The 22,631-nt window shown below is 38.2% G+C and carries 11 protein-coding genes; 8 read left to right on the forward strand and 3 right to left on the reverse strand.

Going from position 1 to position 22,631, the window contains the following annotated elements; genetic code table 11:
• Window positions 1-13: 13 nt before the first annotated feature.
• Both QE450_RS07750 and QE450_RS07755 read left to right on the forward strand, forming a co-directional pair.
• The gene (locus QE450_RS07750; protein ID WP_307298272.1) at window positions 14-7,852 is read left to right on the forward strand and encodes a non-ribosomal peptide synthetase; all 7,839 of its coding nucleotides are present in this window, start codon (window positions 14-16) and stop codon (window positions 7,850-7,852) included.
• The gene (locus tag QE450_RS07755) at window positions 7,836-9,119 is read left to right on the forward strand and encodes an MFS transporter (protein ID WP_307298275.1); all 1,284 of its coding nucleotides are present in this window, start codon (window positions 7,836-7,838) and stop codon (window positions 9,117-9,119) included. Before QE450_RS07750 ends, QE450_RS07755 begins: the two co-directional genes overlap by 17 nt.
• A gap of 57 nt (window positions 9,120-9,176) precedes the next feature.
• Here QE450_RS07755 and QE450_RS07760 read toward each other — a convergent pair whose 3' ends face one another.
• The gene (locus QE450_RS07760) at window positions 9,177-10,058 is read right to left on the reverse strand and encodes an AraC family transcriptional regulator (RefSeq protein ID WP_307298276.1); all 882 of its coding nucleotides are present in this window, start codon (window positions 10,056-10,058) and stop codon (window positions 9,177-9,179) included.
• 164 nt (window positions 10,059-10,222) lie between these two features.
• Here QE450_RS07760 and QE450_RS07765 point away from each other — a divergent pair, with 164 nt between their 5' ends.
• Window positions 10,223-11,260, forward strand: coding sequence for a quercetin 2,3-dioxygenase (locus QE450_RS07765; RefSeq protein WP_307298278.1), 1,038 nt, complete (start codon window positions 10,223-10,225; stop codon window positions 11,258-11,260).
• A 74-nt stretch (window positions 11,261-11,334) separates the two neighbouring features.
• The gene (locus QE450_RS07770) at window positions 11,335-12,681 is read left to right on the forward strand and encodes an MFS transporter (RefSeq protein ID WP_307298279.1); all 1,347 of its coding nucleotides are present in this window, start codon (window positions 11,335-11,337) and stop codon (window positions 12,679-12,681) included.
• A 159-nt stretch (window positions 12,682-12,840) separates the two neighbouring features.
• Here the strand turns inward: QE450_RS07770 and QE450_RS07775 are convergent, their stop codons facing one another.
• Window positions 12,841-14,064: a glycoside hydrolase family 16 protein gene (locus QE450_RS07775; protein ID WP_274170054.1), complete on the reverse strand. Its 1,224-nt coding sequence runs from the start codon at window positions 14,062-14,064 to the stop codon at window positions 12,841-12,843.
• A gap of 132 nt (window positions 14,065-14,196) precedes the next feature.
• Complete coding sequence (locus QE450_RS07780; RefSeq protein WP_307298280.1) at window positions 14,197-15,066, reverse strand: helix-turn-helix domain-containing protein; 870 nt, start codon at window positions 15,064-15,066, stop codon at window positions 14,197-14,199.
• 188 nt (window positions 15,067-15,254) lie between these two features.
• Between QE450_RS07780 and QE450_RS07785 the strand changes: the two genes are divergently transcribed.
• The 4 genes from QE450_RS07785 to QE450_RS07800 all read left to right on the forward strand — a co-directional run bounded on the left by QE450_RS07785 (window position 15,255) and on the right by QE450_RS07800 (window position 22,631).
• The gene (locus QE450_RS07785) at window positions 15,255-17,642 is read left to right on the forward strand and encodes a glycoside hydrolase family 31 protein (protein WP_307298281.1); all 2,388 of its coding nucleotides are present in this window, start codon (window positions 15,255-15,257) and stop codon (window positions 17,640-17,642) included.
• A 192-nt stretch (window positions 17,643-17,834) separates the two neighbouring features.
• Entirely contained in the window at window positions 17,835-19,211 is a 1,377-nt protein-coding gene (locus QE450_RS07790; RefSeq protein ID WP_373461961.1) for an aspartate aminotransferase family protein, read from the forward strand.
• Window positions 19,212-19,252: 41 nt separating this feature from the next.
• Window positions 19,253-20,653: an MDR family MFS transporter gene (locus QE450_RS07795; RefSeq protein WP_307302624.1), complete on the forward strand. Its 1,401-nt coding sequence runs from the start codon at window positions 19,253-19,255 to the stop codon at window positions 20,651-20,653.
• Between the two features lies 1 nt (window position 20,654).
• Window positions 20,655-22,631: an IucA/IucC family protein gene (locus QE450_RS07800; RefSeq protein WP_307298284.1), complete on the forward strand. Its 1,977-nt coding sequence runs from the start codon at window positions 20,655-20,657 to the stop codon at window positions 22,629-22,631.

Here is a 22,631-nt window from a genome sequence, read left to right on the forward strand (position 1 = left end):
GCGAATCAAACGGATGGATTTAGCACAACGTATTGCCAATCTTTCTCCAGAACAACGTAAATTGCTGGAAGCACGCATGTCTCGTGAAGGATTAGCGCATACTACAACTGTTCAAATCACAAGTCAGCAATCGACCACTATTACACCTGCTTCTCTTCAAGCTTATTATCCTGTATCGACCGCTCAACATCGCTTATTGTTAGTACAGGAAATAGGCGGTGCATCATTAGCCTATCATATGCCGATGATCGTTCAATTGTATGGTGTATTAGATCAGCAAAAGCTTAATCAAGCATTCAAACAATTGATTCAGCGTCATGAATCTTTACGTACTTCTTTTCCGCAAGAAGATGGGAAAAGGGTACAACAGATTCATTCGCTCGAAGAGATTGCTTTTGAAGTAACTCACCATAACTCTCAGCAAAAAACAGATGCAATTATTGATGAACTAATTACTGCTTTTATGGTTCCTTTTATTATAGAAAAGGCTCCTTTAATGCGAGTACAAGTTATTCAGTTCAATGAACAAGAACATTTGCTCATGTTAGATATACATCATCTGATCTCAGACGGATTATCTATGGAGCGATTAACGACTGAATTTATTCAATTATATAGCGGTGAGTCTTTACCACCTTTGTCTATACAGTACAAAGATTATGCAGTATGGCAACAGCATCAACTAACAGAAGGGCATTGGAAAGATCAAGAAAAGTTTTGGCTAAATACTCTTCAAGGAGAACTACCTGTTCTTCAGTTAGCAACAGATTTCTTACGTCCATCTGTACAACAATTTGATGGTGAACGTTTTTCCGCTACGCTGGATAGATCATTACTTCGATCTATGAAGCAATTAGCGATACAACAAGGATGCACGATGTATATGGTATTTTTGTCAGCATATTATATTCTTTTGCATAATTACACAGATCAACAAGATTTGATTGTGGGTACACCTGTAGCAGGAAGATCTCACTCTACATTGCAACCGCTAATTGGAATGTTTGTTAATACACTTCCGTTACGTCAATATCCGTCAGGTGACAAAGCAGTTGCCACCTTTTTACAAGAAGTAAAACAACATGTGTTAGAAGCTTTTCAATACGAACACTATCCTTTAGAACATATTGTTGAAAAGATTGGTGTTCCAAGAGACATTAGTCGTAATCCATTATTTGATACTGTATTTTCGTATCAACATGCTCAACCTGAAAGTATAGAAGTTCAAGGACTACAATTTCAGCCGTATCAGAATGTAACCCGTACAGCGAAGTTTGATCTTACATTAATTGCTGAAGAATCTAGTTCAGCGGATGAGCTAATGATCCATTGGGATTATGCTAGTCATCTATATGACAAACAAACGATTATAGCATTCCATGATCATTATCTAAATATTCTGCAAGCTATGGTGTCTGCACCAGATGCGTTAATACGTACTATTCAGATGCTAACAGCATCAGAGCAACATGAATTAGTTATAGATCTGAATCGTTTGACAGCAACGTATGATCGCGAACAGACGATTCATGGTCTGTTTGAACAACAAGTTTTACTTTATCCGCATCAAAAAGCAATCGTTTATGAAGATCAATTTATGACGTATACAGAGTTAAATGAACAATCAAATCAACTAGCCGCTTATCTGCAACAGCAAGGTGTTGTTCCTGACCATATAATTGCCATAATGCCAGAACGTTCACTTCAGATGGTTGTAGGAATACTGGGAATTCTCAAAGCAGGAGCTGCGTATTTACCAATAGATCCTGAATATCCAACAGCACGGATTGAATTTATGTTAAAAGACAGTCAAACATCATTATTGCTGACTCATCGTCATTTAGATAAAAATATCTCATTTGATGGTAGCATTCTAGATCTTGATGATGCTTCTCTTTATCAACATAACTATACCTATATTCCTACTAAAGTTACTTCCGATCATGTAGCATATGTTATTTATACATCAGGCACAACCGGAACACCTAAAGGTGTTCTTGTAGAGCATCATGGTATGGCCAATATGAGATTAACTTATGAGCACACATTTGAATTGACATCGAATGATCGGATTGTTCAATTTGCAAATCTGTCTTTTGATGCTTCGGTGTGGGAAATGTATATGGCGTTATTTATGGGTGGAACCTTATATCTAGCTCCTAAAGAAAAATTGATCAATATTGATTATTTTACAAAATGGATTAACATGCATCAAATTACAGTAGCAATGTTACCGCCTAATTTTGCTGTTTATTTGGAACCTGAACAGTTACCTTCATTACGCTTATTGATTACAGGTGGTTCTGAATCGTCTATTGAACTGGTACGTCGTTGGAATCCTTACGTAGACTATTGTAATGCTTATGGCCCAACAGAAGCGACGATCTGTGTATCTATTTGGAAAAGTGTACGTGGCACACAGCAAGATCTATCGGGTACGATTCCGATTGGCGAACCGGTATGGAATACTCATTTATATGTAATGAATTCGGATCAGCAATTAACTCCACGCGGAATTGCAGGTGAACTATATATTGGTGGAGATGTACTAGCAAGAGGATACTGGCAACGATCAGACTTAACCGCAGAGAAGTTTATAGTTCATCCTTTTTTACAAGGAGAACGGATTTATCGTACAGGTGATCTAGTACGCTGGCTACCTAATGGGCAGTTAGAATATCTAGGGAGAATTGACCATCAAGTGAAGATTCGTGGATATCGAATTGAACTTGGTGAGATTGAAAGTAAGCTTGTCAATCATCCGCAGATTCAAGAAGCGACTGTCATTGTGCATGAACTTCAAGGGGAAAAAACAATTTGTGCTTATATTACGCTGGCTGATAAAGAATCTATTCGTGATCAGTCGAATATATCTTCAAATCAGTGGCGTCAATATATGCAAGAACAGTTGCCAGCTTATATGGTACCATCTCATATTGTACTTCTGGAGGAATTTCCACTAACTCCTAATGGGAAAATTGATCGCAAAGCACTACCATTGCCGGATACAGAGATTTTGTCTAGCGAGGAGTATGAAGCGCCTATAACAGATACAGAATGTCAGCTTGCTGCACTGTGGGCAGATATTCTAGGCGTTGAACTTATTGGACGGTATGACCATTTTTTTGAACGTGGAGGTCATTCTTTAAAAGCAGTTGTGCTGATCTCGCAAATTGCGAAAACACTAGAGGTCGAAATTTCATTACGACATATTTTTGAATATCCGGTATTACAGGATCAAGCTCATTACATTGAGAGTGCTCGTCCTGCTGTACATACCTCGATTCCGCGGATCGCTGATCAATATTCATATCCAGTCTCTTCTGCTCAAAAAAGGTTACTGATGATTGAAGAGATTGCAGACGTGGGTACGACCTATCATATTTCACTATTGTTACATATTCAGGGCAAGCCTGATATGGTACGGATCAATAAAGTATTTAGACAATTAATTGAACGTCATGAAGCTTTGCGTACTTCTTTTTATCGAGAAGGTGAGGAGTATTATCAGAAAGTACATGATAGTTCACTTATAGATTGGAATATAGAACACCTGGAATATTCAAATGCCAATCATCTTGATATGACAGATCTACTATCCATGTTTGTTCGTCCATTTCATAGAGAAAGTGCACCATTATTACGTACTGGCTTGCTCAATCTTCATAACGATGAATATATCTTAATTATAGATATTCATCATTTGATCTCTGATGGAAGTTCGATGGAAAGACTTACATTAGAATTTAATCAATTATATGCAGGGGCAACACTAACCGAGTTACCTGTGCATTACAGAGATTATACGATATGGCACCAACAACAACTGCAAGCAGGTTTGTTAGAAGAACATCAATCTTTTTGGCTGAAAGAATTAGAAGGGGAACTTCCTGTTTTGAATATGCATACCGATTTCCCTCGTCCGGTACAACAACGTTTTGCTGGACGATCTTTCACAGTACAAGTGGATGTTGCACTGACAGATCAACTACGACAAGTAGCAGGACAACATCAATCAACAATGTATATGCTTCTTCTTTCTGCATATTATATTTTACTTTTCAAATATACCGGACAGGAAGATATTATTGTTGGTACACCAGTAGCAGGAAGAAATCACGCAGATCTACAAGGTATGATGGGAATGTTTGTAAATATGCTGGCATTGCGAAATTATCCAATAAAAGAACAAAGTTTTTCCCAATTTCTAAATACAGTGAAAGAAAGAACGTTAGCCGCATTTCAGCATGAACAAATGCCATTAGAGCTTTTGATAGAGCAATTGAATGTGAAGCGTGATTTAAGTCGTAATCCCTTATTCGATACGATATTTACATTGCAAAATACAGGTTCTTCATCAATCGAAGTGAATCAGCTAACATTTACACCAATTTCTATCGAGGCAGACACATCGAAGTTCGATCTGTCTTTGACCATAGAAGAAGAGGATGGATTATTATTACATTTTGAATATGCAGTACATCTATATGAGGATACTACGATTCAGCAGATGGCTACACAATATGTAGAATTGCTTCAGCAGTTAGTGAATCATCCGCATATGCTGCTTGAAGATATGAAGCTAATATCTGAAGAGCAACAGAAGAGTATTATAGTAGAATTCAATCCACCTTATACAGCATATCCGCGAGAAGCTACAATCCAGGAATTATGGAAACACCAGGTCATCCAACATGCTAATACACCCGCAGTGATATGCGGTCAGGATATCTGGAGCTACCAAGCATTAGAAGATAAATCTAATGCATTAGCTTGGAAACTGAAGTCGTTAGGTGTCACACCGGACATGCTTATAGGTATTATACCGGAGCGTTCACCAAATATGATTATTGGTATTCTAGCTATTCTCAAAGCAGGTGGAGCTTATGTACCTATTGATGCTTCTTACCCGGCAGAGCGCATCCAATATATGCTTGCCGATAGCCAAATCTCTATAGTATTAACTATGAATGATACGTCTGATTCGTATCGTCTAGAATTTGAAGGTGTGATTCTAAATCTGCAAGAATCTACATCTTATGATTCACGTACTGACTCTTTACCATTAATAAATCAAGCAAATGATTTGGCTTATGTAATGTATACATCTGGATCGACAGGTCAACCGAAAGGGGTCATGATCGAACATCGAAATGTGATTCGTTTGGTAAAAGAAACCGATTATATTCAGCTGACTCCATCGGATCGTATTTTAATGACAGGCGCATTAGTATTTGATGCTTGTACATTTGAAATTTGGGGATCATTGTTGAATGGATTAAGTCTATGTCTTGTACCGAATGAGAGTATTCTGGATGCTGAAAAATTACACGCAGTATTGCAGGAGTATAAGATTACAACCATGTGGTTAACATCACCATTATTCAATCAGTTAGCACTACAAAAGTCTGACCTTTTCCAATCTTTACGACAATTGATTATTGGTGGAGATGTTCTTTCACCCAAAATAGTAGCTCGTGTACAACAACAATGCCCTCAAGTAACGATCATTAACGGATATGGGCCGACAGAAAATACTACTTTTTCTTGTTGTTATACGATTCCCCCTATTGTTACTGACCAGTCTATTCCTATCGGCCGATCGATTATGCACTCGACAGCTTATATTGTCAGTACATCAGGTCATGTATTACCACCAGGAGTACCAGGAGAGATATGGGTTGGTGGAGACGGAGTAGCACGTGGATATTTGAATCGAGATGATCTTACTGCCGAGCAATTTGTAAGAAATGATAGTATTTCAGCAGAACGCATGTATCGTACAGGTGATCTAGGTAGATGGTTAACAGATGGTACGATAGAATATTTAGGTCGAATCGATCATCAAGTAAAAATTCGTGGGTACCGAATTGAACCAAGTGAAATAGAAAAAGTACTACTTCATCATGATTTAGTTAATCAAGTGTATATTACGATCCTTACTAGTCAAGATGAACAAAAGAATTTATGCGCTTATATTGCTACTAGAGAACCGTTATCCAATGCAGAAATTCGTAATTATCTTACTGGAAGATTACCAGATTATATGATTCCTAGTTATTATGTATTTTTATCAGAGTTACCATTAAATACGAATGGTAAAGTGAATCGTCAAGCATTGCCACAACCAGAGTTGAATATGGAGTCAGTTCAGGATTATGTAGCGCCTCGTAATGAACAAGAGCATATATTAGCTCAGATCTGGGCAGATGTGTTAGACATGGACAAAGTCGGAATAGACGATCGTTTTTTTGAGTGTGGCGGACATTCAATTAAAGGAATTCAATTGATATCCAAAGCGAAAGAGCAGGGAATCTCTTTGAATATTCACCAACTATTCCAACATCAGACGATTCGGACTTTATCCGATTTGTATTTACACCAGGATGATACTCTTCATCTATCAGTACTTACTAAATCGTATAAGACTATTGATTTCAACGTTGCAGAACAGCAAGAGATTACAGAAGCACAGCTACAACAGTGGAATGAAGAAATCCGTAGTAAGAATACGTACTGGCATCAATACACGATGCAATCATCTACTACAGACGTATACCCGATTGCACCTGTACAACATCATCATATACTTCATCCAGAATGTTCAGGCATTATGATTCCATTGAATAATGAAGTGAATGTAGACTGTCTTGCCCAAGCTTTTGCAAATGTGGTAAATCGATATCCATTATTACGAAGTACATTCATTAAAGATCAACAATCTTGGAAATGGCAGGTTCATGATTGGAATATACATGTAGAACAATATGGAGATTATTTGCCAACATTAGATTTGTTAGATTATACAGAAGAACAACAGCAAACGATATTATCGTTTTTATTACCAGAGTTGTATATGACTTCATATGTAGTAGAAGCCAATCCATTATATCGAGTTCTATTAGTACGACTCCAACCAGAACGCCATTTAATTTTATTTGCTTGTTCTCATCTTATTTTTGATGGTATGAGCGGGGATATTCTCAAAGCAGAATTAACGCGGGAATATGAGCGTGCTAAAAATAACGAATCTGTAGCTTACAACCAGATTAATTATGACGATTATACTCAGCTAATTCTTCAAGGACCACAGCGTATCACAGATGAACAATTAAATACTTCTTTTGAATTAGAAAAGTTCTCTTTCAGTAGCCAGCATATCCAGCAAAAAACAACTTCTTCTCTTCGCAATCATTATAGTAAATGGGAAGGATATTTTGAATATGAGCATCCAGAGACAGCAGATTCTTTTGTACCTATGGATATGCTACTGCAATTAACAGCAAAAGTGTTAGGTACGTATTTTAAAACAAATGATGTTCCTTTATGGTTAACACATTATGGACGTCAATATAGTGAGCATTATTTTTATGAACAAATTGGCGAATGTATTGATCAGCTTCCAATTGTAATATCTAAAGATCAAGCTTTACCTAATATGCAAGCTATATTAAGTACAGTCACTGATCACCATATTAACTTTTTTAATTTACTTTACAATGAATCAATGAGAGAGCTTTATCCGCAGTCTTGTGCGCATTTATTATCTGCTTTTGCAGGAATGCCTATTGTCTTCAACTATTTAGGTGAACAAGAAGAAGAAGGTCAGCATTGGAATCAAATGATTCAAAACGAACAATCTTCACCTTTGTCCTATGCCAGAGATAAAACGATTGAACCGGTTATTTATGTGACTGCACAGCATACTGGTGATCAATTGTATTTATCACTTTTACTTCCGTATGAAGAAGATATGCAAATGATCCAGATGATGATGAAACAACAATCTCAATTATTATCGCTATCTCTGGATACAGACCAAAGGAGTCGAGATTATGATTCAATTATTTAAAGACAGCCGATTCACGCGTTTCTTTATCTCTCGGACTTCAGCTAATGTTGCAGACAGTATTTATTCGATTGTCTTACTGTATTTTGTACAAAAATCAACGTCATCTGTTTCATTCACTAGCTTTACTTTTACAGCCATTTCAGCGGCTTCTATATTTAGCTTTTTATTAGGACCTCTAGTGGATCGGTATTCGCCTTCATTATTAGCAAGCATATCGCTTTTTGCTCAAGCCGTTTTGATTATGCTGGTGCCCTTTTTAATTGGCGATCAATATAGTAGTTTAATTGTGATTTTGATTTTAGTGTTTATTGCATCATGTTTTTCTATGTTATTTTATCCGGCTAATAATAAGATGTTACCTATGTTGATTCGTTCACCCGATCGAATTGTACAGGCTAATTCAATGATTGCATCGAGTGATCAGATTGTTAATATTGGAGGTTATTTATTAGGTGCTTCTGTTATTTTGCTAATAGGCATGGAAAATACATTTTTTCTTGCAGGTGGATTACTGTTACTTTCAGGATTTATCTATATTCAGTTAAAAAGACAATTGGATAAAAGCAATATTATAGTAGTAGAAGAAAATACACCTGTAGCAAAAGTGAGTTCTTATTTTGCAGAATTAAAAGAAGGGTATACTTTTGTTATTCGTAATGCATTTCTCAAAGTAATGTTGCCATTTTATGCTTTAACTAATTTTGCAATGTCTATTTTAATTATTACGGTTCCTGCATTAGCGGTATCGTATGGTTCACCAATCTATTATAGCTTGCTGTATATCGCTTTTTTTGCAGGCATATTTGCAGGATCAGGGCTTATCAATTTAATGAAAAAAAATGGCTTGGTTATTGCGCTATCCTGGATTCTGATGGGAGTATCTCTGTATCTATTCGCTATCGCTCCAGTTCTATGGATGAAGTTAAGTGCAGTATTAATGCTAGGCATATTTACAGGTATTATTAATGTACTGCAAACGTCTATGATACAAATTATTACTCCAACAGAATTAATGGGACGTGTGATGGCTTTCTTGCATACTCTTTCTAATGCTGCACTACCACTAGGCGCTTTGGTAGGTGGGATGTTATCTTTGAAATTTCCTTTGGCAAGCGTACTGTACATTAGTGCTATTATCATTGTAGGCTGCGGTATTATTCTGTTATTTATCCGCTCAGTACGTCAATTCCAAATGCCATCTGAAAAAGAGCAAAAAAACGATTCCTCTCCGATCCCAGAACCTGTTATTGCTGATAAATTGATCTGAATAATCAATAAAAAAGAACCTTTCGTTACAGTACACACTGTAGCAGAAAGGTTCTTTTTATTTGGTACGAATATTTTGTTGACGGAAATGAAGAGGAGTTAGACCACAGCTTGTTTTGAATAATCGATAAAAGTACTTCATATCGTGAATTCCTACTTCGTCTGCAATTTGCTGGATACTCCAATCAGTGTTGATTAACAATTCACAACTTTTTTGTACACGAACTTGTTGCAACATCCGGGTATACGTATAACCGGTTGTCTCTTTAAATTTACGCTGTAGATGACGGGGGCTGATCGATAACCATTGGCAGAACTCTTCCATTTTGAGTGGGTTACGATAATGTACTTGAATATATTCGATCGCAAAAGCTACAGGGTCCACTAATTTATCCGGTTTGGATAGCAGACTGAATTGCTTGAGTCGGTACATCGTATTTAGTAAATCAAGCAAGCAAATATATAATTTGTAATGGTAGCCAGGAGACTGCGAATTGACAGCAAAATTCATACTATACATTATTCTAGCAAATTCGCCACCTTGATCTTTATACCGTAACCACTCTTCACTTTGACGAAAAAATTGGGCTATTGCGTCAAATTCACGTTCTAATTCGTTTTTTGGTGGGTTTTGAGGACCTAAAAACTCTGTTTGGAACATGCAGGTCATCATTTGCAAAGAAACAGCAGGTGTAGCAGATTCGGATTTGAGTAAATGAGGGATCCCGATCGGAATAAAAAATAAGTCTCCTTCTTCAATCTGTAATGAATCTTTATGAATAAATAACGTTCCTTTGCCTTCACATATATAGATAATTTCATAAAATTCATGAGCATGTTCTTGAAAAGAACCTTTTACCGTAACCAGTTGGAAAGAAATAGGGGTTTCGATCGGAAAAGGATGCTGAAACATTTCAAATGATCGAGGCGATGATGTCATTATGAATCTCCTTTATATTTCATAATTAGATGTCGCTTTTTCCTAATTTTTTGTCGTATTCAACTATATTTCAAATTTGGAGATTTAGCTACAATAAAATAGTACAAGAGATCAACAAACACGTTGACAGACTATATTAATCATCACCATTTCAGGAGGAACTTATGACAACAACATCATTAATTACACATTTACCAGATACGTTAGCCCCTTACTTACTTCGTAGAGGAGAAGGACAGCGTTATCTTTTTGGTAAGCAGTTAGCAACTGTGATAGCGAATTTTCAAAGTACAGGCGATATTTTATCGGCAGCTATTATTTCAGGGCCCAAAGGAGAATCGTTCCCGCTTCATACTCATCAACATACTTACGAATCTATCTTTGTATTAGAAGGTAAAATTCAATTTGTTATCAACGGTCAAAGTCATCTATTATTGCCGGGTGATTATGCACATATTCCACCAATGACAGAACATGCGTATCAATTGCTTGCCCATCGTAATGCTTTTATCTCTTATTCGATTGCAGGGAATGTCACAGATATTTATGAAATATTAGGACAAGCACACGCACCATATGAGTATCCGGCTGTAAGCGATCATACGTATTCTACAGAACATCTACAACAGGCTATGCAAAAAGCAGATATTACTTTCTCTACATCAGAGACAGTATTTCCTGATTATGAATTAGTAAATAATAGTGTGATTCCAGATGCTGTCGAATCGTATGTATTAGAAAGTGGTGAAGGAACCAAATTGCTAACAGGTGACCAACTGCATCGTCTACTCGCAACTCAAGCTTCTACAAATGGGGATTATATTATGGTATCTACAGAAGGCCCTAAAGGAGACGCTATCGTATCCCATTATCATGAGCATCATACCGAGACATTTTTCTGTGTACAAGGACAGATGACGATGTGGGCGAATGGTGAAGAAGTTCAATTGTTACCAGGAGATTTCTTGCATGTGCCAGCAGGAACCGTACATTCTTACCGTCTGGATACACACTATACGAAATTTGTAGGTGTACTGGTAAGTGGATTGTTTGAACCGTTTTTCCGTTTGTTAGGTGATGAATATGAACATTATATCTTCCCTGATACACCAGGCCCGCTTCGTATGGATCGTGTGATTGCCAATATTCAATCACTTGATCTCAAAGTAGTTACTCCTCCGGGCGGTCACCGTCCAGAATAATAAGATAAAGGAAAGAATAGTGCTAGTCTGATGCCACCTGTAGAGAGTGTATAAGACTAGCACTCAGGTATATTATGAAAATTATCTACATTTTAGCATTAGCGATGATTATCTCTGTTATGAATTCCACGATGTTTAACGTCGCTTTACCTTCGATTCGTCACGATTTTGATCTTAGTAGCTCTCAAGTAAGTTGGGTAGTCACATCCTATATTATTATCTATGCTATTGGCTCGGTAACGTATGGCAAGCTAGCAGATAAATATCGGCTCAAAAATTTAATGACGATTGGACTATGTTTATTTGCGATAGGTTCTATTGTTGGGTTTGTCGCTTCAGATTATTGGATGGTGATCGCAGGTCGTATTCTACAATCCGCAGGTGCCTCTGTTATTCCAGCATCATCGATGATTATTCCTATTCGTTATATAGCTGCTGAAAAGCGGGGAAGAGCGCTCGGAATTACTTCTTCCGGCATGGCGCTCGGTACGGCGATGGGGCCGATTATCGCTGGCATGATTACCAGTTTTGCAGATTGGCGCTATTTATTTGCGATTTCTTTGTTATCGTTAGTGACTATTCCTTTTTTTCGCAAATATCTCAATCAAGATCAAGTACGTCCGCTGAAAATAGACATCTGGGGTGGTATCCTATTAGCGACAACAGTCACATTGCTTTTATTAGCAATTACTAATGTCAGTCTTATTCTGGCTATTATCACGATTGTCATGCTAATTGTTTTTGTGATCTATATTCGTAAAGTGGATCAGCCATTTTTGGATCCGGCTATTTTCCGCAATTCAACCTATACAACGACGATGATTATCGCTTGTCTGGCGTTGATATTTAATCTATGTGTTCCATATCTGATTCCACAAATGTTAAGTAGTATTCATCAATTATCTTCATTTACAATTGGTCTGATTATGTTTCCCGGTGCATTGATCGCTGCTATATTTGGAATTGTAGGTGGACGGATTGCAGATAGCAAAGGAAATACATTTTTGCTACGGATTGCGTTTGTACTGCAACTGATAACATATGCTCTATTAGCGGTATTTACAGATCGGTCGTATTGGTTGATTATGGGGGTACTTGTGATCGGTAATACAGGGCTGACTTTTGCTCAAGTCGGGCTTGCCAATACAGTCTCTCGTACATTAGATGGTGCACAAGTAGGTGTCGGGATGGGATTATATATGATGTTAAGCTTTATTTCAGGAGCTATAGGTACAACGGTACTGGGATTAATATTAGATCGTGTGAAGTCTCCATGGTCTTTAAATAGTGTATGGTATGCTGGTGGAGCTGATACATTCAGTAATATTTTCTTAGTGTTTGTGATCTGGATCGCGATCATAATTCTCTTTTTATTCCGATATTTACGCGCTGCTAATCATAATACTACACTTTCTAAATAATCATCTGGTAACAACGTATAGATAATCACAATGTTAATACAAAAAGGAAGCCTCGGTGTAATTCAAGGCTTCCTTTTTTGTATATGAATCGTCAGCACAATAAGATAGGTCTGACCTCAACAATAGCTTATTCATTTTCAACAGAATAAGTTATCGATATTATTGCTTAATGACTTCAAAAGCTTCCCAACCACTGACTGTACTGCGATTAGCAATAAGCGGACTATCTCCGTAATTGTCTGCACAGACATAGAGGTTATTTGCTAATGATTTGAATGTTCGCTTCCCATCCGCTGTGGTTCCCATTTGGAATGTTTCCCATGTTCCGATCGCGGTCTTATTAGCGATTAATGGGCTTGCACCGGTATTATCAGCGGATACATATTTATTGTTCGCCATAGAGCGTAGTGCAACATTATTGTTACCAAGATCGATAAGCTCAAATTTTTCCCAATCACTGACTGTAGTAGAACGAGCTAGAAGAGGAGCATTTCCATAATCTTCAGCGGCAACGTATTTGTTATTCGCTGTCGCTTTGAGTGCTACAATATTGCCTGTGTCTCCAGAACGCTGGAATACACGTACATAATCGATAGCGTATTTTTGTGGGAATGTAGTACTTGCGTCAGGATATCCAGGCCAGTTGCCACCTACAGCTAGATTAAGTAATAAGAAGAAAGGCTTATCAAATACCCATTTGTTGCCACCGATATCTGCTGATGTACGAGTATGATATAAATTATTATCAACATACCAGCGAATCACATTAGGTTCCCATTCGATAGAGAAGGTATGATAAGCGTTACTGATATTTTCACCGATTGTATATCCTGCGGATAGACCACCAGCACCGGAATAACCAGGCCCATGAATCGTTCCATATACGGTATTAGGAGCATTAGGTCCTACATATTCCATAATATCAATCTCACCGCTATTTGGCCACTGATTGCTACCGATATCGCTACCTAATGTCCAGAATGCAGGCCAGATTCCTTTACCGTAAGGAAGTTTAGCACGCATTTCGATTTTTCCATATTTCACATCAAATTTGCCAGCTGTTGTTAAGCGAGCAGATGTATAAGGAGCACCATTATAATTTTCTTTCAACGCTTGAATAATCAGATTGCCATTGTCCATATAAGCATTATTGGTACGATTGGTATAGTACTGTAACTCGTTATTTCCCCAACCACCAGCACCTGTTTCTGAATTCCATTTGGAACCATCTACACCTGTTCCATTTGATCCATTGAATTCATCTGACCAGATCTGTTTCCAAGTGCCAGCTGCTTCGGCTTCAGAGTTCCAAGTCCATGACCCTAGTAATGTAAATAAGCATAGCGTGGATAAAAGAATAGCAATCTGCTTGCGTATCAACATGAATACCCCACCTTTTATATGGTTTAATTTCCATTTTATTGTATTTTAAGGATGGAGAAAGATAAACTGCTTTTTATGACATACGTAGAAACACACACACTATACACAAAAATGCCCCTTCAGACCATATAGTTATTCTTTAATATGTTGAAGCCACCGACTAGGAGACATCTGTTTGTATTGCTTAAACACTCTGCCAAAATAATTTAAGCTTGCAAATCCGCAATGATAGGCCACTTCACTGATATTCCATTGCCCGGAGCGTAACAACTGCTCTGCTTCATGAATACGTAACATATTGATATAGTCGATAAATGTTTTGCCAGTCGTCTTTTTAAATAAATAACAAAAATAAGTAGGAGTCAGTTGACATAGATTCGCAGCAGTCTCCACAGATATATGTTCTCGAAAATGATGACTGAGATGCTGAAATAAAGGCTGCATATAAGAAGGATGAAGATTGGACTTTTGTACATGGATACGATCTTGTTCTGCCATTCGATAAAGCCAACCAATACAAGCCAGTAAATACGATTTAATTAGCAGTTCTGAACCTTGCGTAGATTGCTCATACTCGATAATTATCTGTTGCAAATAAAATGTAATGTGCTGAGATAATAGATGATCTCTGGTGAAAATCGCGGGCAACGCCAAACGATTCTCTAAAAGCGGACGAATATAACGTGATTCAGTGTGATCCAATTGTATATTGCGAATCAATGCTTCGTTAAATACGATACATATCAGTTCAGTATCTTCCTCCAAAGGAAAAGCAGCATGAATCTGACGTGTATTTACAAAAACAATATCTCCAACTGTAATATCTTGATGCTCAGTACCGACTTGAACACGAAAAGAACCTTTTTGTACAATCATCCATTCTAAATGTTCATGCCAGTGTAATGGAACCCAGCGCCAATTCGGTTCTGTAACATGAAAAATATTAATAGGAAATGTCTTATCAGGAATTTGTGTAACTTCATAAGGTGGTGATATCTCCATCTGCAATGAACCTCCGTTAGAACACATTTTCAATAAAATCGTAATATTGTGCGAATAATACATAGAATCGGCATAGGTTACTGCTACTCAAAAGTATACAATAATCTCATATGTAACCGTTATCAATTTTGGTCTATTTGCTGTCACAATGACTTTGTACACCATATAGTATAGGAGGATAATAACGTATGATTCGATTATATGATACACCGTTACTTGGCGAACCGATAGACATGAGTAAAGAATTTGGACGTATCGAAAATACATATTTTATGGGAATGCGGGTAGAGGAATTCGATCCTGAGACAGCGACAGGTCGGATACGGTGGGAACGATATTCACGGAAGCCCCGATTGGATTTTGGAAAATATACATTACCATTTACAGCCACAGAATCGTGGGAATTTCCAGCGTATGAAGAATCACCTACTTTTCCTTTTTACTTACAATTCGTCGATGCCAGAACAGTTCGGATTCGGTTAGCAACTCGCCAATCGAAGTTAGAGCCCCGTCATAGCCTGATGTTAGTAGAACAGCAATTGCCTGTCAGTACAGAGTGGGCACTACATCAACATGATGCAGAACAGACTACGTATATCAGTGATTATGGTTCAGTAACGATAAAGTATGCTCCCTGGAAAATAGAATTTCGAGATGCAACAGGCAAGCTGTTAACACGTACACATCATTTAGCAGATCAGGCTTCTATTCTCAGTTCTGATCCAACACCTTTTTGTTTTATCCGATCTGCCAAAGATATGAATCGTAGTCTGGCGGCGAGTTTTGCTCTATCTCCGGGAGAACGTTTATATGGTGGTGGAGAATCCTTTTTGAAAATGGATAAGCGAGGACAAAAATTTAACTGGTTTACTTATGATCCATTAAGCGCCCAGACCGCAGATATGTATAAGCCTATTCCTTTATTATGGAGCAATCGTGGCTATGGTATGTTTTTTCATCATAATTGTCCGATGACCTGTGATGTAGGACATCATTTTGATGGAGCAAATACAATCTATATTGGTGAAGATGAGTTGGATTTATTTTTCTTTTTCGGTACACCTAAAGATATATTATCCAGCTACACCTCATTAACTGGCAAGTCTACCGTTCCGCCATTGTGGTCGTTCGGGTTATGGATGAGTCGTATTACGTATCAATCTGAAAAAGAAGTGAGAGAAGTCGCTTATCAATTACAAGAGCATCAGATTCCTTGTGATGTCATTCATCTGGATACCGGTTGGTTTGAACATGATTGGCGTTGTGATTATCAATTTTCGAGCAGTCGATTTGATAATGCAGAGCAAATGATCACTGATTTACGTAAGCAAGGGTACCGAATTAGCTTATGGCAATATCCTTACTTTATGCCATCTAATCCTTTATACGAAGAAATCATTGAAAAAGAATATGCTATCAATGATGGGAACGGTTATATTGCCGGAGAAGATGCTATTTTAGACTTTTCTAACCCGGAAGCAGTGAAATGGTATCAACAAAAGATCGCTGGACTACTACATTTGGGAGTCAGTGCGATCAAAGTAGATTTTGGAGAAAGTGCACCGATTCATGGATCGTATTATTCTCGTCAGCAAGGATGGAAAGAGCATAATCTATATCCTCTTCGTTATAATCAGGCAGTCTCTGAGATTACGCAAAAAGTCACCGGCGATTCTATTATCTGGGCACGTAGCGCATGGGCAGGTAGTCAACGTTATCCGCTACATTGGGGTGGGGATGTAGAGAATACCGATAACGGTATGGCAGCGTCTTTGCGAGCAGGGATGTCTTTAGGATTAAGTGGTTTTACATTTTGGAGTCATGATATTGGTGGATTTGTCCATCAAAGTCCGCGAGAATTGTATCGCCGCTGGATGCCTTTTGGTATGCTGACTTCGCATAGTCGTTGTCATGGAGCACCACCCAAAGAGCCATGGCATTATGACGAAGAGTTTGTAGAAGATTTTAGAAAAGCAGTATCTTTAAAATATAAGCTGATGCCTTATATTTATACGCAAGCTGTTCTAAGTGCAGAGCAGGGGATTCCATTGTTACGTCCATTATTACTTGAATATCCCAATGAGCCGGGTGTCTGGCAGATTGAAGATCAATATTTGCTAGGTACAGATCTATTAATTGCTCCGATCTTAGAACAAGGAACAACATCCAGAGATGTATATACTCCATCTGGAGAATGGATCGATTATCAGACAGGTCAGAGATATACAGGCTCTACATGGCATCATATAACAGAAGGTGAGATCCCAATTATTATACTGGTACGAGCAGGTAGCTTTATTCCACATGTACCGGTCGCTTTATCAACAGATGCTATAGATTGGACTGCTGTGGAGTGGCGTCATTATCCATCTAGCGAATCGCAAACACAAACAGAACATTGGCAGATAGCACTGCCTATCCACAAGCATTATGTCTGGATTAAAGGTCAATTTACAGACCAACAGATCGTAGTAGATACTACATTACAATCAGATACATTTGATTCAATGCCTTTCAATCCAGAGGAAATACAGAAGCTTATCGGTCAGTGGACTTCTCAAAAATATTCTAAATAATCTAAAAAAAGACGATTTCTATATGCTCCTATATAGAGTCGTCTTTTTTTGTGTGATAACGATTCCTAAAAATGAAGATGTAGTATTTGTACAAATACAGGACGTAAATGTCTATGGAGTCTAGTAATTTATTCCATATACTAGAGAAGTGCCTAATTGAAAATGATTATCAATATCAAAGGAGCGATTATGATGATAGAAACTGTACATTCAGCCGTATCTCAAAATACACGTTATTTGCAAAGCCAATCTGAAAGAGAGTCTAATGCTCGTTCATATCCTCGCCGATTACCGATCGTGATCAAAGAAGCTGAAGGTATTCATATTACCGATATGGATGGCAAAGTCTATTATGATTGTCTGGCTGGAGCAGGAACTTTGGCGCTTGGACACAATCATCCTGTTGTTATAGAAGCGATGCAACAATTATTGACCAGCAAACATCCGTTGCATACATTGGACTTAACGACTCCGCTTAAAGAAAAATTTGTAGAAGAAGTATTTGCAAGTCTGCCACCATCGTTTGCAAAAAATGCCAAAATACAATTTTGTGGACCTACCGGTGGTGATGCGATTGAAGCCGCGATAAAGTTAGTCAAGACTGCAACAGGCAAGCGTAGCATTTTATCATTTCAAGGTGGATATCATGGTTCGACCCATGCGGCAATGAGTCTTAGCGGTACATTGGGGCAAAAAGAACGAGTGAATGGACTAATCCCTGATGTTCACTTTATGCCATATCCTTATGAATATCGTTGCCCGTTCGGAGTAGGAGGAGAACAGACCCATCAGATCAGTAGCAGTTATATCGAAAATCTTCTCGATGATCCTGAAAGTGGTATTGTATCGCCATGTGCAATGATTTTTGAAGTGGTACAAGGTGAAGGTGGTTCTATTCCTGCTCCTGTCGAATGGATACGCGAAATGCGCCGTATTACGCAAGAACGCAATATCCCACTTATTATTGATGAAGTACAGACAGGATTAGGTCGGACAGGTAAGTTATATGCTTTTGAACATGCAGGAATTATTCCAGATGTATTGGTATTGTCCAAAGCAATCGGAGGAAGCTTACCGCTATCTGTAGTGATCTATAACAAAGAGTTAGATCAATGGAATCCGGGCGCTCATATCGGTACATTTAGAGGCAATCAGATGGCTATGGCAGCAGGACTTGCAACACTACGCTATATTCGTGAACACCATATCCCTGAACATGTGACTCAAATGGGTGCATTACTGGTAGAACAGTTGCAACATATTCAACAACAGACAGGATGTATCGGTGATATTCGTGGTCGTGGATTAATGATCGGTGTCGAGATTGTCAATGATCAGAAAATAATGGATCATCTAGGGCACTATCCTGCATATCCACAATTAGCAAGTCTGATTCAACAAGAATGTCTGAAACGTGGATTGATTCTTGAAGTCGGAGGTAGACATTCTACAGTGATGCGCTTTTTACCACCGTTGATTATTACACAAGAACAAGTGTTAGAAGTAACTCGTATTTTTGGTGAAGCTGTAACGACAGCGTATCAAGCTTTGCAGACTTCTACATTATAATGAAGCATCGCAGCTCTAGGTTTACCATTTCGTCTGAATGGATGATATTATGTAGTATTTTATTAGGGACATTTACAGTGATTTTGAATAACAGCTCGCTCAATCCGGCTGTTCCTGAATTTATGAATGTTTTTCATAGTAGTGCTAGTTCAACAAGCTGGATTATTACTATTTTTCTTCTAGGTATGGGAATGACGATGCCATTAACAGGATATCTAGGAGATCGTTTTGGTAAAAAAACAATCTATTTACTCGGTCTACTTCTATTTATTCTGGGATCAATACTTGGATCGCTATCCTGGAATCTAGTGTCTGTTATTTGCTTTCGAGGTTTGCAAGGTATTGCAGGCGGGCTAATGATTCCACTTTCGCTGGCAATCATATTTGATGCTTTTCCCAAAAATGAACGCGGTCGTGTAACTGGTATCTGGGGAATTGCAATTATGGTTGCACCTGCTATTGGACCGACAGTAGGCGGATTGATGATTGAATGGGGAAGCTGGCAGTCGTTATTTTGGATGAATGTACCGATCGGTATGTTAGGACTTATGATCGGTCTGAAATATTTGCCACACTCTGTTGCTGATCGTAAGCGTACTTTTGATAGGAGTGGATTTATTACAGTAACACTCGGAGTCGGCATTATTTTGCTAACACTGGGTCAAATTAAGCATCTAGCCGATATGGTTGTCTGGTCGAATCTGGTTCTTATAGGTGTAGGCATCGTATTGTTAATTATCTTTGTACGTTTGCAATTAACCAAAGAGCAACCGCTACTGTATTTACGAATTTTCAATATTCCTACCTATGCGCTTAGTGTCGTCGTAGTGAGTGTACAGGCTATTGCGATGTTTGCTACGATTTTTATGGTTCCTTTACTGGTGCAAAATGTATACGGATATAGTGCTATGGTTACAGGGTTGGTGTTTTTACCGTCCGCGATTTTTACAGGAATATTTGTCCGTATTGCAGGTAAACATCTTGATCGTAAAGGGCCGAAAATGATTGTGCTTGTAGGTCTGTCGGTGACTTGTATCACTACAGCTATGCTTGGGATGCTCCAATTGGATTCACCGCTCTGGGTGATCTTTGTACTTATGATGTTGCGCGGAGTGGGCTTAGGATTATCGAATATGCCTGTAACGACAGCAGGGTTAAATGCGATTCCTGAACAATTCGTATCTCAAGGTTCAGCAATGAATAATGTAATTCGCCGTATGACTTCTTCGCTTGGTATCGTGATTATTTCGGTCTATTACGAAGTTCGACGTACTCAGCTTATCGGATATGGCAATTCCGATGCCATCAGTACATTGCATACGATCAATGAAGGATTTTGGGTATTGAGTATTATCATTTTAGTAACAATTCCGGCTGCCTTTTTTATGCGTCAGACAGCAGAACCGACGAAGTCTATTCATCATACGAAAAGGAGTGCATAATGTGTCTTCTGTAGATACCCGTCATAGTAATAATAAAATACAGCAAACAACGGATAATCACAATCATATGAATCAATATCAACATCATCTGCATACCGATCATCCGCTGGCATTGACTTCAACAATACAAGCATTGCTTAACAGTTATTTGCGAGAAACCAAACAATTTGATCCTAAGCTCACCACTGTACTTCAGCATTTCCCGCTATTACAACAGCACATTGTATCTGAACAACAGTTGGAAAGTGAACAGTCGTATACATTGATATTGATTCAGCTTCCTTTTACACAGCGCTGGATACAGACAGGGATTACGTATGATTCGCTTATGGGACAGCATCATTATATCGATACATTTGTATTGATCAACGAGCAACAAGTAGCAGAAGTGATAACGGCTGTGCAATTGATTGATTATATTATAGAAGAATTAAGCCATTATACAGAGACCGAGCAACGGGATTCGCAAAAGCAATTGATGCGAGCACGAATCCAGAACAGTCTCACCAAAATGGAACATTATTATACTCATCATCTATCTCAGCATGCTATAGATAAACAAGATTATATCTATTCAGAACAATCGCTGATTGCAGGTCATCCGTTTCATCCATTTCCCAAAAGTTCCGAAGGGTTCTCAATATCTGAACTATCACTTTATAGCCCGGAAATGGGAGCCAGCTTTCAATTGTATTATCTAGCTGTACATTCTGCATATATGGATGAACACTGGTTACACGAGCAAGCAAGACAAGAATCTATCTCGCCAGCAGTACATCAGCAAGCCCAAGAACGATTAGGATCGCTGTGTGATCACTATCATTTATTACCGATGCATCCATGGCAAGTGAACTATATCCAGACATTATCTATCGTGCAACAGGCGATACAGAATCAATACATTATTCTATTGGGATCACTAGGTGATGAAGTATATCCGACTTCTTCTGTCAGAACAGTATGGAATAAGCAGGACGGCAGAGGATACAAGTTACCTTTGCATATCCGAATTACCAACCTTATTCGTGAAAATACAACCGAACAAGCACAACGTACAATTGATGCAGCGCGAATTATAGATCATCAACGGACAGCGATTGAATCGAGTCATTTCAAAGTATTAACAGAAACAGGGTATAGCTCGGTGAAAGTACAGTCGCTACTTACACAATTGAATACTGATCGATCTCTTAATGATGGATTAGATCATAACAAGTCAGCTAGTCATAATCAGACTAATGATGATATCCAGATGACATTAGCAGAACAAGAACAATGGACTTCTGCTATGACAGTGATTTATCGTCCACAACATATTGATCCTGAGCATACGTATGTAGTGGCTTCGCTATTAGAAAAAGCACCTCATTCTGACGAACCCAAATTAATATCGGTTATTCGGCAGGGTTCGGCAGATACAATGCCTGATCTATCCTTATGGTTATCACACTATACAGAGATAACATTATTATCGTTATTACGTGTTTTTGCAGATTACGGAATAAGCTTTGAAGCACATCTACAAAATTCGTTAATTTCTTTAAAAAATGGATTGCCTGCTTGTTATTATGTACGTGATCTGGAAGGAGTAAGTATTGATCGCACTTGCCCGGCGGTAGAAGAGTGGATACAGCCTTTGATCGAAGCAGACAGTCATGTACTATACGATTCTGATACAGCATGGCTTAGAACACAATACTATTTTGTAGTCAATCATTTAGGCTCGCTTATTCATACGATTGCTCACTATGAACAGTGCAGTGAGCAGCATTATTGGAATATCGTACAACAGCAATTGATTAGATGGAATGAACAAGCACAATCAACACAACATGTCCGTCTTTTCCGTCTGATTGAATCTTTACTACACGTAGAAACGTTACCAGCTAAAGCCAATTTTATTAGTTGTTTTCAAGCCAAAGGAGATCAGCCTTCTTTTCTCGATATTCCTAATCCTTTATATATAGCCAAAAGATAA

It is taken from the genome of Paenibacillus sp. SORGH_AS_0306 (assembly GCF_030819345.1).
GTDB lineage: Bacteria > Bacillota > Bacilli > Paenibacillales > Paenibacillaceae > Saccharibacillus > Saccharibacillus kyungheensis.